Below are 16,253 nucleotides of genomic sequence, written 5' to 3' on the forward strand. Positions count from 1 at the left end.
ACCTGGGAACTGAAATAGATATTGTATTTACACAAAAACTATTAGCTTTTGCAACACTTAAAATAGGATACTCTCATATGTTTGCCTCTGATTCTATGGAAATACTTAAAGGAGTACCTGAACCTGCAGATAATCAATTTTGGGGATGGGCTATGCTAGTCGTAAAACCAAACTTCTTAAAATGGAGCCCAAAGGCAATTGAATAATTGTTATAGAGTTAAACAAAAGAAAGATTTAAAAAGAGTAATCAATACTGATGCTCTTTTTTTATTTAATAAAACTAAACCATTGTTGAAACAAAGGCCCAAGTATTGGAACAGTTTTTTGTTCTTCTCGTATTGCTGTTATAAGTCCAAAAACCCATAGAACAAGAATAAACACATAAAATGAAGTAGATATTGGCCAGGAATCAAAAATACTAACTAATGCTCCTAATATGTAAAATGAAATATTAACTCCTAACGCTTGCCTTAAATGAAAGTTAGTAAATTGATTTTTACTGTCTTGATTCATAAAAAAAGCTATAATTGTACCAATTATAGTGATATAAGCTACTATAGCTGCTGTTTTTCCTTGTTTTGCGTAATCAGATTCCATGATTAATGAATTATTAATTTATGATCTACTTCAATATCATTTTTCCATTAGCAATAATACCGTAGGTTTCTCCTAGTATATTTTTTCCAACTAGAGCGCAATTTTTAGAAGTAGATAAGATCTGTTTTTCAGTAAATATAGCATCATTTTTAGAATTAAATAAAGATAAGTCAGCTTTATTACCCTTATCTATTATTGTATTTTTTATTCCAAATATTGACTTGCCATTAGTAAGCATATCTACTGTTTTTTCTATACCCAACAAATGATTAAGTATACCGAAAGCGCTTTCTAATCCGATAGTTCCGTACTTTGCATTATCAAACTCCACTTTTTTGTGTTCTATATCCATAGGTCTATGATCACTTGTAACCATATCTATAGTTCCGTCTTCTACGCCTTTTATTAATGCATCTACATCTTTTTGTATTCGAAGTGGAGGTAATACCTTATAATTGGTATCAAATGTATCCAGTTCCTTATCAGTTAATACAAGATGATGAACCGTCGTACTACAACTTATGTGTAACCCCTTAGCTTTTGCTTCTCGTATCAACTCAACAGATTTAGCCGTCGATATTGTTGGAATATGTAATTTTCCTCCGGTATATTCTAACAAAAATAAATCTCTTGCAATTTGTAATTCTTCTGCTAAAGCAGGAATTCCTTTTAATCCTAATAATGTACTTTGTTCTTCTTCATTAACCATTCCTTTTCCCGCGATATTATTTTCCTGAGGGAAAGACATCACTAAACCATCAAAGTTTTGAGCATAAAGTAGTGATATTTTTAATAAATTAGGGTTTTGTATCGCTTTTTTATAATCTCCAAAGGCAATTGCGCCAGCTTGTTGCATGTCAAAAAGCTCTGCCATATCTTTTCCAGCTGATTGAGTGGTTAAAGCTCCGATGGGATATAGAGATACAGCATGATTCTGTGCTTTTCCTTTAAGAAAACTAATAGATGCACTATTATCAATAACAGGAAAAGTATTTGGATGTAATCCTATAGCAGTAAAACCACTTTTTGCAGCAACCTGTAGTCCATTATCTATTGTCTCTCGCTCTTCATATCCAGGTTCACCAAAACAAACACTACTATCAAACCATCCTTGTGAAACATGTAAATTGTTCAATGCTATTTCTTCTACAGTGCCAGAGGCTTTTATAGCAGCATTTATGTCTGCAATGATGCCATTTTCAATCAAAATATCAACCGTTTTATTATGAAAAGGTGACGCAGGATCAATTATAGTAGCAGCCTTTAGTAAGAAGTTCATTTTAGGTATTTTAATAGTAATATTTCAATTAATAAGAATATCAGCGCAAAAATAACAAACCATTTCCAAAGTTCATTAACACTGGTCTCTTCTTTTATTTGATCAAAAAGCTCAGTTACAGAATCACTAACCTGATATTCTTTTGTTGTATTTAGATTGTAGTACTGTAAATCACTTTCTAGGCTATTATAGTTATAGCTTACATGTTGAATAGTATTGTCTTTGTTTTCTAAGCTGTAAATTCCAGATTTTGTAGGAACTTCATCAGTTGTTATTCTTACTTTAGTAGCAAAGCTTTGTTGTAAAGGGATAATCTTTTCCTGATCAGAAACCAATGATAATATTCCGTCTTGACCCAGAGATATAGGTACATCATAAGAATTGGTCTGACCAATGGTATAGGATATATCTGTATGTTGCAAACTAAGTTTTCCAATATTATATAATGTAGGAACGATAAGTGGTGAATTCTTAAAATTAGAGTTCTCACGATTTATCGCCGCTGTAAAAACATATAATGAATTCGTTTTATATAAGAATGGAGTATTATCTTCAAAGGATAGTATTGTACCAGAGGAAGTACTTGTATAGTAAGTATTCACTTTTGGATACTGAAAATTAGTCACACTTTTATCAAATACTCCTCGATATAAAGGATGTGAAAAATTGATGGTTGTTATTTTCTTTTCCTGTTTCTTTTCTTCAATAAATCCTTGATTAGAATATCCAGTGATGAACTGTTGATAGGAAGTTATATCGCCATCTGTAGCAGGAATAAAACAAATAGTTCCTCCTTGATTAGCAAAAGATCTTAAAGCATTAATTAAAGAAATAGGAATTTGTTTTACTTCGTTTATAATAACCAAATTTGCATTGTTGAGATCATTATAATTAAGTTCATTAACAGAACTACTACTCAAAGAAAATTCATCCGAAGTAAATATGTTTTTGATAAAACTATCATTGGCCTCATTAATAGCCACAACTTTAATCTTCTCTGGAGTATTAATTGTAAAATACCTTGAGTTATCAAATGTAATTGCTGGATCTTCTATAGTTACACGCCCATTAATTTTAGTGTTTTCATCTAATCTAAATTCAGTTTGAGTAGTACCATTTTCAGGAATTGTGACAGCAGTTTTAGCAATTAGTTTATCGTTGTTATATAATGCAATGGATATATTTTCTGTAGAAACTTCGGTATTACTCAGTACTGTATTAAGCATTAACTCATTATTCTTATTACGCTGCAAATACAAACTATCGATAGCTATATTTTGTCTTGTAACAGGTTTTAGTTGTACTAAATGAATTTTGGAGTCTGAGTTTTTTGGTAAACTAAATACGTTTTCTTTTTGCTGAAAATCAGAGATTATAATCACTCGTTTGATTGTCTCTGAAGACGAGCTTAATAATTGTTTAGCTTTAAGATAAACTGCAGCATACGAAAGTTGATTAGAAGAATATTCTATCTGCAACAAATCATTAAGGATATCACTTTTAGAAACATCGATAAAAGTTTCTGTATTTGTAAATAGAGATATGGTTTCCTCTTCTGGAAGATCACTCAAAATTTCTTGGACTGCACGTTTCAAAAGTGGTCCTTTAGAACCTTTAGCCTGCATACTAAAAGAATTATCCAGATAGATTGCTGTTTCACTTTTCTTACCAACAATTTCTTCCAGAGCTATAAAAGGCTGTGCAAAAGCAATAATAATTGCAGCTAATGCCAACAAACGGGTCAAAAGGGTAAGCCATTTTTTAATTTGTGAGCTTTTGCGAGTTTGTATCGTTGCAGATTTAAGGAACTGTACATTGGTAAAATCTACCTTTTGAAAACGCCTTAGTTGAAATAAATGAACTAAAATGGGAATGATAAGAGCAAAAAGAACGTAAAGAAATTCTGGGTGTTTAAACTGCATTCTTTATAATTGGGATTAATCTCTTTGATTATCAGTTGATTTCATTTTTTAAACTTTTAACTTGTAAATAAATACTTGAAAAACGTGTAAAAATGAATAAGTGTTTTTTATAATAATGCAGTAAATATAGTAATTTTAAATTGCTTTTTTTATGATTTTGTGCTGAGCTCAACAAGAAGAAGAGCTAAACTAATATTCTATGATATTATACATATACTTAGTGAATTGATATCATATATAAATAGTGTTGATAAAGAAATATGGAAATAAAAAGACGATAACAAAATCGTAGTATAAGAAGTAATTAGATTATCCCATGATATTTTATAAAAACTAGTGTTCTTAACTCCTAAAACTTTAATCTTTTTGGCAAATCTTTGACACATAAATTTTCTTATAATATTTTAGTAAGAGTTTAACTATTCATTAAAAGATATAACGCTTTTTTCTAATTAATTTTGATTGCAAACGGGTTCGTTATTCAATGTATAAGTTGAAACCTTAGAGCTTTTCTTACAGAGTGTATTCAATAGATTTTTCGTTTTTAATTATTTTCATTTTAGATATTTAACAAGATGAGAACATTATGCCCTAACAAGAAAACAAATAATAATTTTAGATAAAGAGAATAAGGTTTTGCCAATAAGATGTAAACCGTGAGCGTCTTTAAAATTATTGCGGTATAATTTAATTTTTTTATTATGTTAAAAAAACTCTTAAAACTCAGCGAAACTCAGCAATTGAGCAAAAATGAACAACGAACAATTAATGGAGGAGGAGCAAGAATTCCTTCCGCTTGTACTTATCCGGGGGCACCTCCATTTGGTGGGCCATGTTTTTGTTTTGTAGATGGACAAGTTTGTAGAGTACAGGAAGACTTTATCTGTCTGGATGGAACTGATCCTATCTGCCCAAATTTCTGATATCAAGATCCACTAATATTTCAATGAAATTTATGACTAAGAAAATGCAAGCCGAGAAAAGTAATCTCGGCTTTTTTTCTTAGATAGTATACAAGCAGATTTTTAAATAGAGAGTTACTATCTAAGATGCGTAAAGTATATCCTAAAAATATGATGTACATTTGCACATTCATTCAGAAATGGCATTTTCATATACATTGTTATTTCTTAAACAATTTATATGTCATTCAATACATTAGGACTTTCCAATGCATTATTAAAAGCAATTAATAAAAAAGGATATACTACACCTTCTCCCATACAGGAAAAGGCAATTCCTCCAATTTTAGAAAAAAAAGATGTTTTAGCGTCTGCACAAACCGGAACAGGTAAAACAGCTGGATTTACATTACCTCTATTACAATTACTATCTCAAGGACAAAAATTAAGAAAAAGACCTGTTAGAGCCCTTGTATTAACACCAACCAGAGAATTAGCAGCTCAGATATTGGATAATGTAAAAGCGTATAGTGAGTTTTTAGATTTGAGATCTATGGTGATATTTGGAGGAGTAAATGCAAATCCTCAAATTCGAGCTTTAAGGAGTGGAGTTGATATATTAGTAGCTACTCCAGGACGTTTGTTGGATTTACATAATCAAAGGGCACTTTCTCTGGCAAATATTGAGATTCTTGTTTTGGATGAGGCTGATCGTATGCTTGATATGGGATTTCAAAGAGATCTTAACAAAATATTGAAATTATTACCAGCCAAACGACAAAACTTATTGTTTTCGGCAACATTTTCAAAAGAGATTAAACAATTGGCTAATGGGATACTAAATCACCCTGTTTGGGTTGAAGCAACACCAGAAAACACTACAGCAGAAAAGGTTGACCAAAAAATATACAGGGTGGATCAAAAAAGGAAATCAGAACTTATTATCAAGTTTATCTCAGAGGGAAACTGGAAACAAGTATTGGTTTTTACCCGAACAAAACATGGGGCAAATCGATTAAGTGAAAAAATGGTAAAAAGTGGTATAAGTGCTGCAGCTATTCACGGAAATAAGAGTCAAGGAGCAAGGACTAAAGCTCTTGGAGGGTTTAAGAAAGGGACTATTAGAGTGTTGGTAGCAACAGATATTGCTGCTCGTGGGTTAGATATTCCTTTATTACCACATGTGGTAAATTTTGAATTGCCAAACATTTCTGAAGATTATGTACATAGAATAGGACGAACCGGAAGAGCAGGAGCTAGCGGAGAAGCAATTTCACTGGTGTGCCAAGATGAATTAAGTTATGTGCGTGGCATAGAGAAGTTACTTGGAGAAAAATTACAAAGTGAAGTGGTCGAAGGATTTGAACCTACTACAAGTTTTGAAAACACAAAACCTGCTTCAAAAAATAGATCATACAATAAACCTAAGCCAAAAGGTAATAACAGAAATTATAAAAGAAGATCAAGAAGGTAATTGTATTTATAAATAAAGTCTTGAGAGATTAAAATGATAATGGCTAGATTAATTGAAGTACCAAAATCATAAATAGTATTCACAGAAACGGAATTAAAAATTCTTTTAATAAACTTCGGAAAGAATAATAAAACATAAATAAGTACGAATATGTACTAATACTTTACAAATATATACTAGATCATTTTTGTAAATGTATCATTATCTAAATTTATTATTGTTTTAAAATATTTTCTAATGAATTTAAACAAAGTTGTATTTGTACTTTTGTCACTTACTATTGTATCCTGTTTTGATTTATCATCTATAACACAAACTGAATATTTTACGGTTACTTCTGAGCATCTATCTATGATTGAAAACGAAGAAGAGAATAATTACATCGTTGATACTTTACAAATCAATAAAACATTGGCAAAACCAAGTACAGATAAAATTTGGGAATTGTCTAATTTTAAATGTATTACACCAATAAATTATACTTTAAACGAGACGACTTCTGGGGTCTTTAAAATAAGCTTGGGAGATGCTCTAATCACTAATGATGATCCAGATTTTTTTAGAATCGAAATCGAAGATACTAATGTTGAGGATATGGTATTTCAAGATTATTCTAATTTCTTTTACATAAATACTGATAAAGGCTCGATCACTATAAAAAAGATTATACAAGGCTTACAATCAAGTGCGAAACAAAACAAAATTTTTTATTCGGATGATAAAAGCTTTGTTATTTATGGAGATAGTAGAAATTTTAATGTAATTCACCTTAATTACCTTGAAGAATTAAGAAAAATGGAGGTTTTTATCAATTATCAAAAATCTGGTCCTTTTTCTGATCTTTCTTCTCGAGATTTATTCACTCTAGCTTTATCAAAATTAAGGATGGCTAGAAATTTTCATATCGTGAAAAGTATTGATGAGGAAGAGAACTGGAGTCATATAACATCTACATTGACGAGATATCATAGAAAATTAGCTAATCTAGCTTTTGAAACCATAAAAAGTACTTCAAAGGAAATAGCTCCCGAAAAAAATATTGAAATAAATGTACCAGATTTTGATATGAAGATTAACGTTTATAGAGGTGAAAAAGTTGATACAATCCAACAGGATTTTAAAAAATTAAAAATCTCCAAAACAATTGATCTAAGATTAAACACTTTTTTTCAAAATGCAACCACAAAACTTCTAAGTACAACATATACGGGATCAGAATTAAAATTGTTACAAAAAGAAACAAATACTTTTATTATTGGGGATGATCAAAGAAAAAAGCTGTTTTGTTTCTATAATATTGATAACACACCTATTTTGATTCGTGTTACAGATGAGTATGAATACTCTGACTCTGATGACAATTTAGATTTGTATTTTGAAATGTTTAAAAAATTAGAAAAAGGCTTTGATACATTCTACTAACAAGCTATAAAAAATGAAATATAAAGCCTTATTATTACTTAAATTGATCTCTTCTTGATCATACCTCCTCTAGTATCATTAATACTGTGCATAATAACAAAAGCGTTAGGATCTATCTTTTCGATCTCTCTATTCAATTTACTAATTTCTAGTCGGGTTACTACAGTATATAGAATATCTATCTCATTCATATGACCATGATTTCCATATCCTTGTTTTCCTTGATATATGGTTACTCCTCGTCTCATGGTATGAGTAATCATATCCATTATTTTTGTGTTATGTTCAGAAATAATAGTAACTCCAGTGTATTCTTCAATACCTTCAATTACAAAATCCAAAGTCTTAGAAGCAGCAAGATAGGTGAGCATTGAGTATAGAGCTGTTTCTATGGATAGAAGGTAGGCAGCAGCAGAGAAGATAATTACATTGATAATAGTAATGGCATCCCCAACCGTTGTCCCTAATTTTTTACTCATAAAAATAGCTAATACTTCAGTACCATCTAATACACCCCCTCCTCGCACAGAAAGTCCGATTCCTGCACCAAGAAAAAAACCTCCAAAAACAGAAACTAATAATTTATCTTGAGTAACCTCAGGAAAGTCAATGAGCAAAAGAGACAATGCCAATCCTGATATTGCAATTGTTGCTCGTATGGCAAATCGTTTTCCTATCACTTTAAATCCTAGAAATATAAAAGGTATATTGATGACCACTATAAGGATATAGAGTGGGATAGATGTAATTTCAGAAACAAGTAATGATATTCCAGTAACACCTCCATCAATAAACATATTAGGTAATAAAAAACTTTCCAGACCAAAAGCAGCAGAAATTACACCTAAAACGATCAGAAAGACGTCTTTAAACAGGGAAATTAGGGTTACTCTGAGTTTTTGAGATGTTTGATCAAAATCAGACTGTAAATCTTGATCATTTTTTTTAAGCTTTTGTGTAATAAAAGCCTTGATGATTCTACGTTTCCATATTGAATTCATAGGCTTTAAGAATAATTGTTTTTAGCTAATAATTGAGACGTATGATCGTGTTTTGTTCATATATAAAGCTACGTAACCTTTTTATTCTTAAACCTAATTTTAACAAAGCTTTGGGCATAAAAAAAGGACGAAAAATTTGATTCCGTCCTTTTTTAATTTTTTATTATGTTCTATTAGAAGATATAGTATCCAACAGATATCTGAAAAGCAGAGTTTTTAGCTTCTACATTATCGATAACGTCTGTAAAACCAAAGTTATAACGTAGCTGACCAAAAAATGGTCCAAATTCTACTCCAGCACCTACAGCACCACTAAGGTCAAAACTTTCTGGATCACCAACTTCAAAATCGTCATTAACTACAAAACCAAATTGAGGTCCGGCTTCTACACTAAAAATTTTAGCAAATTTAAGTTTTACAAGGACAGGAAGGTTTAGATAATCAATATCTGTATCTTCTATTCCTTGCGCAGAATACAAAAGTTCAGGTTGCAGAGCAATAGTTTCTGCGAGACTAACTTGCAAAACGGCACCAATGTGGTATCCTGTTCTTCCATCCAAATTATCATTTACATCATCACCATTGAGCGTAGCAAAATTTACCCCACCCTTAAAACCGAATTTGATGTCTTGTGCATTTGAAGATACTGAAAAACTAATTACTGCAATTGCTAATAAAAAAAGCTTTTTCATAATTGTAAATTTAAGGTTTGTTTAAATCCAAAGATAGGAACTTAAACCTTAATTAAATGTTAAATGTAGCTTGTTTGAGTTATTTTTAGCTGTTATTTTTGAATTTTATCGATATAATTTTGAAACAAAGATTGTTGTATATTCGCAGGAAATTCAAGATTATAATCCGCATTGCAACACGAATTCACTATACAAGTTTCTCCAGAGATTGCCGCAAATCCTAATCGGTTAAAGATTACAGTATCCAAAAAAAATAATATTCCTCTACAGGAAATTAAACATATACAAGTCTTAAAACGTTCTATAGATGCAAGACAAAGAGCAATTAAGGTTAATCTAAAACTAAAAGTTTTTGTACAAGAAGAATTTGTAGATTCAAGTATCGAACTACCAGAATATCCTTTTGTATCCAATGCTCCAGAAGTTGTAATTATTGGTGCAGGTCCAGCTGGTTTATTTGCTGCATTGAGATGTATAGAATTAGGATGTAAACCTATCGTTTTAGAACGAGGTAAAGATGTTAGAACACGCCGTAGAGACTTAAAAGCAATTAATAGAGACCATATTGTTGATGAAGATTCTAACTATTGTTTCGGCGAGGGAGGCGCAGGAACATATAGTGATGGGAAATTGTATACTAGATCTAAAAAAAGAGGTGATGTTAACCGTATTTTAGAACTTTTGGTTGCTTTTGGAGCCACAGACCAAATTCTTGTAGAAGCACATCCTCATATCGGAACAAATAAACTACCTGGTATTATAGCTGCAATACGTGAAAAGATAATAGAAAGAGGAGGAGAAATACATTTTGAAACTCGTGTTATTGATTTTGAAATTAGGAACTCAGAAATTAATGGGGTTACATTATTAGGTGGTAGTACTATAGCTACTAATAAATTGATTTTGGCAACCGGACACTCTGCAAGAGATATTTTTGAACTATTATATCATAAACAAATAGAGATCGAAGCAAAACCCTTTGCTTTGGGAGTACGTGTAGAGCATTCGCAGCAATTAATAGATCAAATCCAGTATAAATGTGAAGTGCGAAGTCCATATTTGCCTCCTTCACCATATAGTATTGTTAAGCAAGTTAGAGGCAGGGGCATGTATTCTTTTTGTATGTGTCCTGGAGGAGTTATTGCTCCTTGTGCAACCAGTCCGGGAGAAGTAGTCACCAATGGTTGGTCTCCTTCAAAAAGAGACCAGCCTACGGCTAATAGTGGTATTGTTATAGAACTTAGAATGGAGGATTTTAAACCATTTTCTAATTATGGGCCATTATCTGGAATGTATTTTCAAAAAAGTATTGAACAGCAAGCATGGAAAGTAGGAGGGAGAACTCAACGAGTTCCTGCGCAAAGGTTAATAGATATGGTTGAAGGAAAGGTATCATCAAACCTTCCAGTAACATCATATAAGCCAGGTTTAACATCTGTAGATATGAATGCTGTATTTCCAGAATTTATTCATGATACTTTAAAGGATGGTTTTAAAGCTTTTGATAAAAGTATGCGTGGGTACCTTACTAATGAAGCTGTTGTACACGCTCCAGAATCACGTACCTCCTCTCCAGTTCGTATTCCAAGAGATTGGAAAACATTAGAGCACTTACAAATTAAAGGATTGTATCCCTGCGGCGAAGGAGCCGGATATGCAGGAGGTATAATTTCGGCAGCAATTGATGGAGAAAAATGTGCAGCAGCTTGTGTTGCAACAATAAAAGCATAATAAAATATGAAATGTAATTATGTGTCTATGAAGTCCAGATTATGGATTTACTGTATTTTGTTTTTAAGTATACTGGTTTTTTCATGCAAAGAAAATAACGATAGACAAGCTATTGAAAAAACTGAAGATACAGAAAATGCTATCGATTTTGGTGAAGAAGAAACTAATGAAAAACTGGTGGTCATTGCTAAACAAGGATTAGTAATAAGGGATGAACCTGGGTTGACTGGTCATAAAATAGGGAAATTTGAGTATTTAAGTGAAGTAGAGGTAATTGAAGTAACAGATCAAGTATTAGAGCTTAAAGACGAGAATACAGTTATAAAAGGAAATTGGGTAAAAGTAGTTTTTGAAGCATATAAAAGTGCATATGTTTTTGATGGTTTTCTTAAGACCAAAGATGAATTGAAAGCAAGTAATGCTAGTTATCAATTTAAAGTAGCTAATGTAAAAATGGCTACTAATTTATTATCTACAGTAAATTGCAAAGTAGCAGTCCAAAAGGCTATAGGAAAAGAAGTCTATTTTTTACCTGAAGAATCAGAAAAAAAAGAGCTTGTATATTCTGGAAATAATATTTTTTTAGAAACGGTACAATTAGCATATGATTCTCACAGGCCATTAGTACTTTCACCAGATATTATTTGGTTAGCTATTGCTCAAGGTTTCTCTTGTCATGTTAATGAGAATTTTAAAACATTAGAAGATAAAATTTTTGTGACTGATAAACCCGATAAAATAAAATGTAGAGAAGATTCTTTAAGCAAAGGAGCAAAACATTGGGGTAAATTGGTTTCATCATTATCTAATGAAACCAAAAAGTATACTCAGAAAAATTTGTATAAGGCTATGGTGCCGAATTTTTCGACAACTACATCTTTAGAAACTACTTCTTTTGAAGTAACATTGTTAGAAAGCTTTGAACAAGCATTTGAATATGTTGGTGAGACGGGCTGTGGGATTCCGTATATAACAATAGAAGGTATTCCTGAAGATTGGGGAAAAATATATGCAAATATAGATAACCTTAAAGGATATGGGCTGGATGATTGGATAGATCAATTAAAACCTGTTTTACAAGAATTTGAAAATGCGTCCAAAGGTGAGATCAATATGGTTTTTTGGAAAGATATATATAAAAATGCTAGTGAATATGGTGCTTTTTATATTTCGGGATGGATTGTTAAGTTTTTTCCCTATATAAAAACATTAGAAAGTGATGTTACAGGTTCTTATGATCCAGAAACGGGTATGACTAAAGTAAAAGAAGTATACATAAAGAATCCTTTTTATAAGGATAATGATTATTTGATGTCTACATTATCTACAGACGATTTTCCTTCAGGATTTTCTCAGATTGATATACTGTGGAATGATTATTTCAATGATAAAACTATAGATATAGAAGTTTACGCAGGATTTTTGGGAATATCTCAATCTTCTGATATCTCATTAAAACCATATATAACGTATGCAATCTGTAAAAAAGATGCATCCATAATAGAGACAGAAACAGTATACAATTCGGGCGGTACTTCTCATGATTCTTATGAATATTGGATTCCTTATCCGGTTGAAAATAAATTAATAAAACAATTATCGGTATATGATATTAAGAAGCACAAAACAAATGATATCGCTATAGCATATATAAAGGAAAGTATACGATCAAAATTTGATGTTGATGGTGTCAAAATTGATTTTGTGGTTTTAACGAATGGAACAGTTACAGATATAAAAATTGAGAATAGTAAAGATGAACAACTATTGTCTGATATAAGAAAATATTTGTATGATTTGCCTCAAAAATGGTTTCCAGCTTTAGCACCAATAGGTATAATCGATAATGATTGGGATCTTGAAACGGATACCAAAAAGTTAATGAAAGTGAATAGTAAAATTATTATGGAATTTTAAATTTAATTTTTAAGCTCCTTTTTAATATAAAAAATGAAAAGAGCTAGTTTGGCTTTTGGATAGAAAATTCAAAAGTTGTTTGTATTTTTTCCTGAGAAGATACTTTTATCTCACCTCCAAGCTTTTTTACAAGCTTCTTAACTGTTGAAAGACCTATTCCATTACCTTTATTACCATTCCTGTCAGTATGGTTAGCAATAGTAAAAAGATCAAAAATCACCTCTAATTTATTATTTGGAATCCCCATTCCGTTATCGGTTATCTTGAAATGATAAAAAATATCATCCTCTTTAGTTTCGATAGATACAATAATTTGTTCTTTATCATTGTACTTAATACTATTTCCGATGAGATTAAAAAAGATCTGTTTTAGCGCAAGCTTGTTCGATTCTAAAATCGGATTTTCTTTTGGAAAATTAATAGTAAAATCTGGTTTAATACTAAGTAAACTAACAATTTCCTGAAGTAAATCGTTTAGAACAAATTTTTCGGGTTTATGATTGATGAGACTTTCACTTTCATAGTGCTCAAGAATATCACCTATATAATTGCTCATTGAAAACGATGAGATTTTAATATATTCAAAGTATTCTAGACTTTCAGAATCCAGTTTGTCTCCAAGTTTAAGTTTTAATAAATCTGTAGATGTAATAACATTAGCCAATGGCATTTTGAGATCATGAGATATTACTCTGGCAAATTCTCGTAAAGAATCATTACGTTTTTTTAGTTTGGACTGCATATACTCAAGATCTCTATTCTTTTTGTTTAGTTCAAAAAGCATGATTACCTGATTAGCAAGAGATTTAAGTGCTTCTATTTGTTTATGAGAAAGCTTTTTGGGTTTACTGTCAATAACACATAACGTACCTAAAGCAAAACCATCTTTATCTACCAAGGGAATTCCTGCATAAAAGATTACAATTTTATCAACTTCGGTGAGAGGGTTATTACAGAAGCGAGGATCTTTACGAGCATCTTCAACAATTAATGGTTTATAGGGATCCAGAATGGCATGCGCACAGAAAGACACAGCTCTTGGTGTTTCACAAATAGCTAAACCATATTTAGACTTAAACCATTGCCTATCTTTATCTACAAGAGAAATTAATGCTATTTCTGCATCACATAGAAATGAGGCAAGTGTAGTAATCTCGTCAAATTCTTTTTCGAATTCTGTATCAAGAATATTTAGTGAATGTAAAGCTTCAAGTCTGAGCTTTTCATTTGTTGGTTTTGCAGCTTCTGTCATCCTCGTCATAGAATTGATTTAGAACCATTCAATTCTTAATAAAATTAACAAAAATAACTTACATATTAAGAATTAATTAGCATTACGTACTTATTTTGTGTGATTACCGTAATACAGCTACATGATTTTATTATTTAAAAAAGTACTTTAATGAATTTGCTTAGAATGCTTAAGTTTATATAAAATATAACTCCCATACTAATCAATTAGTATGGGAGTTTACAATTACCTGATAGATATTAACAACAATTAATTTTCATATTTGGTTTGATCTTCTAAACTATTCATGAATGCAATAATATCTTTAATTTCTTCTTTTGAAAGATGCAATGGATCAGGAGGCAAAGTTTGGTATGTGGCATCGATTCCTATACCTGCACCACCTCCGCGATTATAAAAGTCAAGTACTTCTTCTAATGTTTGGTATACTCCATTATGCATATATGGGCCAGTTTTACTCACATTTCTTACTGTTGAAGTTTTAAAAAAATGCTTTCTCTGTTCTGTTTTATATACATCATATCTTCCTAAATCTTCGCTAATAGTAGCATTGATTGTATCATTTTCTTTAGGCACTCCAATTAATTCAATCTCTGATTCTCTGTAGTTTGGAGGTACAGTACCATTAAAAATAGGAGCAAAGTGACATGTAGCACATTTAGCTTTTCCATTAAAAAGATTAAAACCATTAATCTCACTTTTGGTAAGGGTATTTTCTATCCCATTAATATTTTGATCAAATTTAGAATTAAAAGGGGCTAGACTTCTTATATAACTCGCAATAGCATTTCTTATCTGAGCGTTATTGACTTTTTGATTTTTAAAAACAGTTTTATATGCTTTGAGATAATTACTGTCTTGAGCAACTACTTTTCCCAAAGTTTCTAAGTCTGTATGAAATTCATTTTCATTTTCTACCACTGCGATGATTTGTCCTTCAAGGCTACCAGCTCTTTTATCATAAAAAAATGCCTGTTGTAAACCAGAATAAAGAAGAGTAGGTGTATTACGGGTAACACCTGCACCTATTTTTAGACCATCGGTAAAAGCTTTATCAGGATGATGACAGGTAGCACAACTTATTTTTTTATCTGATGATAAGTTAGTATCATAAAATAGCTTTTTACCAAGAGCTATTTTTTCTGGAGTTGTTTTTCCCGAGTTTCTATCCGCAAAATAAGTATTATTGTAAGTGTTTGCAGAGAAAAGAGAAGTTGCATCATTTTTTATAGCCAGCTCAAAAGGAAAACTAACGTTCCAGTCGGCAACTATTTTATTCCAAAGTTCTAATTGTTTATGCGTATGATTTTTTATAAAATCATAACGATTAAATGTATTGAAATCACCTTTTAAATCGCTAATTGATGCATCTATTTCTGTATTCCAATGATCAAATAATTTTTTATTCTTAAACTCCTTTTCAAAAATAGCTAAGTATGTTTTTAGACTTTGATATACAGTTTTGGATTCCTCTAAAGAATTCTCTAGAACTGGTGAGTCAAATCCAGTGATCCCTGTGAGAGATATTTGAATTATTGATTTCCTTAACAACCATAAGAAATGATATGTTTTTATGTGGTTAAAACTTATGTTTTTCTTTATTAATTTTAGTCGATTTGAAACCAAGTCCAAGTGCTTGTTTATTACAATAATATCTATTTGTTCTGTAAAGATTTCTTCTTCTAAAACCTGATATCCACTTGGGTTTTTAATTTTGATATCGGTATAATCTTCCTCTTCGATTTTTAGAATATTAGGTTGATTTAAAAAACCATAATTTTCAATATCTAAAGAAGCTAAAATTGGCTCGGTTTTTTTAAAATATTTTCGTGATTTCAAAAAGTTTTTTTTAAGATCACCAGTATTCGTTCGGGCACTATCCAGAGTATTAATAGCCATTGTTATATCATCAATGAATTGTTCTTTCATTTGATTGTTATATGGTATTTTTTCTGGTGTTTTTACTTGTTCAGAACAAGAAGTAACGCTAATTATCGATATGATAAAGAGGCTTATCATAAAATAAGCCTCTTTATTAAGATTTAATAAAAATTGAGTCATATA

Annotated in this window: 12 protein-coding genes and 1 pseudogene; 6 read left to right on the forward strand and 7 right to left on the reverse strand. The window is 31.0% G+C overall.

Annotated features, from left to right (window positions below):
- Positions 1–206 (forward strand): annotated as a pseudogene (locus DK442_RS28440) (hypothetical protein); the annotation flags it as partial.
- A gap of 61 nt (positions 207–267) precedes the next feature.
- Here DK442_RS28440 and DK442_RS05580 read toward each other — a convergent pair.
- The 3 genes from DK442_RS05580 to DK442_RS05590 are packed head-to-tail and all read right to left on the reverse strand — an operon-like array spanning position 268 to position 3,798.
- Positions 268–597 (reverse strand): DUF4870 domain-containing protein, encoded by a 330-nt coding sequence (locus DK442_RS05580; RefSeq protein ID WP_109434876.1) that lies wholly within the window; start codon positions 595–597, stop codon positions 268–270.
- A gap of 25 nt (positions 598–622) precedes the next feature.
- Positions 623–1,876: a dihydroorotase family protein gene (locus DK442_RS05585; RefSeq protein ID WP_109434877.1), complete on the reverse strand. Its 1,254-nt coding sequence runs from the start codon at positions 1,874–1,876 to the stop codon at positions 623–625.
- A complete protein-coding gene (locus DK442_RS05590; protein WP_109434878.1) occupies positions 1,873–3,798 on the reverse strand; it encodes a BatA and WFA domain-containing protein in 1,926 nt (641 codons plus the stop codon). The genes DK442_RS05585 and DK442_RS05590 overlap by 4 nt, the downstream gene beginning before the upstream one ends.
- A 701-nt stretch (positions 3,799–4,499) precedes the next feature.
- Here DK442_RS05590 and DK442_RS05595 point away from each other — a divergent pair.
- From DK442_RS05595 to DK442_RS05605, 3 genes are all read left to right on the forward strand, one after another.
- Complete coding sequence (locus DK442_RS05595; protein WP_109434879.1) at positions 4,500–4,721, forward strand: hypothetical protein; 222 nt, start codon at positions 4,500–4,502, stop codon at positions 4,719–4,721.
- Positions 4,722–4,941: 220 nt separating this feature from the next.
- The gene (locus DK442_RS05600) at positions 4,942–6,174 is read left to right on the forward strand and encodes a DEAD/DEAH box helicase (protein ID WP_109434880.1); all 1,233 of its coding nucleotides are present in this window, start codon (positions 4,942–4,944) and stop codon (positions 6,172–6,174) included.
- A gap of 237 nt (positions 6,175–6,411) precedes the next feature.
- Positions 6,412–7,596 carry a hypothetical protein gene (locus DK442_RS05605; protein WP_109434881.1) on the forward strand — a complete coding sequence of 395 codons (1,185 nt, stop codon included), beginning with the start codon at positions 6,412–6,414 and terminating at the stop codon, positions 7,594–7,596.
- A gap of 38 nt (positions 7,597–7,634) precedes the next feature.
- On the opposite strand, the gene DK442_RS05610 is transcribed toward DK442_RS05605, so the two are convergent.
- Positions 7,635–8,597, reverse strand: a complete 963-nt coding sequence (locus DK442_RS05610; RefSeq protein WP_109434882.1) for a YitT family protein — start codon at positions 8,595–8,597, stop codon at positions 7,635–7,637.
- Between the two features lie 173 nt (positions 8,598–8,770).
- Entirely contained in the window at positions 8,771–9,289 is a 519-nt protein-coding gene (locus tag DK442_RS05615; protein WP_109434883.1) for a porin family protein, read from the reverse strand.
- 171 nt (positions 9,290–9,460) lie between these two features.
- On the opposite strand from DK442_RS05615, the gene DK442_RS05620 reads away from it, so the two are divergent.
- Positions 9,461–11,020 (forward strand): NAD(P)/FAD-dependent oxidoreductase, encoded by a 1,560-nt coding sequence (locus DK442_RS05620; RefSeq protein WP_109434884.1) that lies wholly within the window; start codon positions 9,461–9,463, stop codon positions 11,018–11,020.
- A gap of 27 nt (positions 11,021–11,047) precedes the next feature.
- On the forward strand, positions 11,048–12,937 hold the full coding sequence (locus DK442_RS05625) for a DUF4419 domain-containing protein (RefSeq protein WP_160114062.1): 1,890 nt from the start codon (positions 11,048–11,050) through the stop codon (positions 12,935–12,937).
- A 43-nt stretch (positions 12,938–12,980) separates the two neighbouring features.
- Here the strand turns inward: DK442_RS05625 and DK442_RS05630 are convergent, their stop codons facing one another.
- Both DK442_RS05630 and DK442_RS05635 read right to left on the reverse strand, forming a co-directional pair.
- On the reverse strand, positions 12,981–14,198 hold the full coding sequence (locus DK442_RS05630) for an ATP-binding protein (protein WP_370444657.1): 1,218 nt from the start codon (positions 14,196–14,198) through the stop codon (positions 12,981–12,983).
- A gap of 240 nt (positions 14,199–14,438) precedes the next feature.
- Positions 14,439–16,250, reverse strand: coding sequence for a cytochrome-c peroxidase (locus DK442_RS05635; protein WP_109434887.1), 1,812 nt, complete (start codon positions 16,248–16,250; stop codon positions 14,439–14,441).
- Between the last annotated feature and the right edge of the window lie 3 nt (positions 16,251–16,253).

The sequence above is a fragment of the Aquimarina sp. AU119 genome (genome assembly GCF_900312735.1).
In the GTDB taxonomy this organism is placed as follows: Bacteria; Bacteroidota; Bacteroidia; order Flavobacteriales; family Flavobacteriaceae; genus Aquimarina; species Aquimarina algiphila.

Coding starts and splice junctions, on each gene's coding strand:
- DK442_RS05595 (WP_109434879.1), top strand. CDS start 4,500: ATGTTAAAAAAACTCTTAAAACTCAGCGAAACTCAGCAATTGAGCAAA.
- DK442_RS05625 (WP_160114062.1), top strand. CDS start 11,048: ATGAAGTCCAGATTATGGATTTACTGTATTTTGTTTTTAAGTATACTG.
- DK442_RS05615 (WP_109434883.1), bottom strand. CDS start 9,289: ATGAAAAAGCTTTTTTTATTAGCAATTGCAGTAATTAGTTTTTCAGTA.
- DK442_RS05580 (WP_109434876.1), bottom strand. CDS start 597: ATGGAATCTGATTACGCAAAACAAGGAAAAACAGCAGCTATAGTAGCT.
- DK442_RS05610 (WP_109434882.1), bottom strand. CDS start 8,597: ATGAATTCAATATGGAAACGTAGAATCATCAAGGCTTTTATTACACAA.
- DK442_RS05630 (WP_370444657.1), bottom strand. CDS start 14,198: ATGACGAGGATGACAGAAGCTGCAAAACCAACAAATGAAAAGCTCAGA.
- DK442_RS05635 (WP_109434887.1), bottom strand. CDS start 16,250: ATGACTCAATTTTTATTAAATCTTAATAAAGAGGCTTATTTTATGATA.
- DK442_RS05590 (WP_109434878.1), bottom strand. CDS start 3,798: ATGCAGTTTAAACACCCAGAATTTCTTTACGTTCTTTTTGCTCTTATC.
- DK442_RS05605 (WP_109434881.1), top strand. CDS start 6,412: ATGAATTTAAACAAAGTTGTATTTGTACTTTTGTCACTTACTATTGTA.
- DK442_RS05600 (WP_109434880.1), top strand. CDS start 4,942: ATGTCATTCAATACATTAGGACTTTCCAATGCATTATTAAAAGCAATT.
- DK442_RS05585 (WP_109434877.1), bottom strand. CDS start 1,876: ATGAACTTCTTACTAAAGGCTGCTACTATAATTGATCCTGCGTCACCT.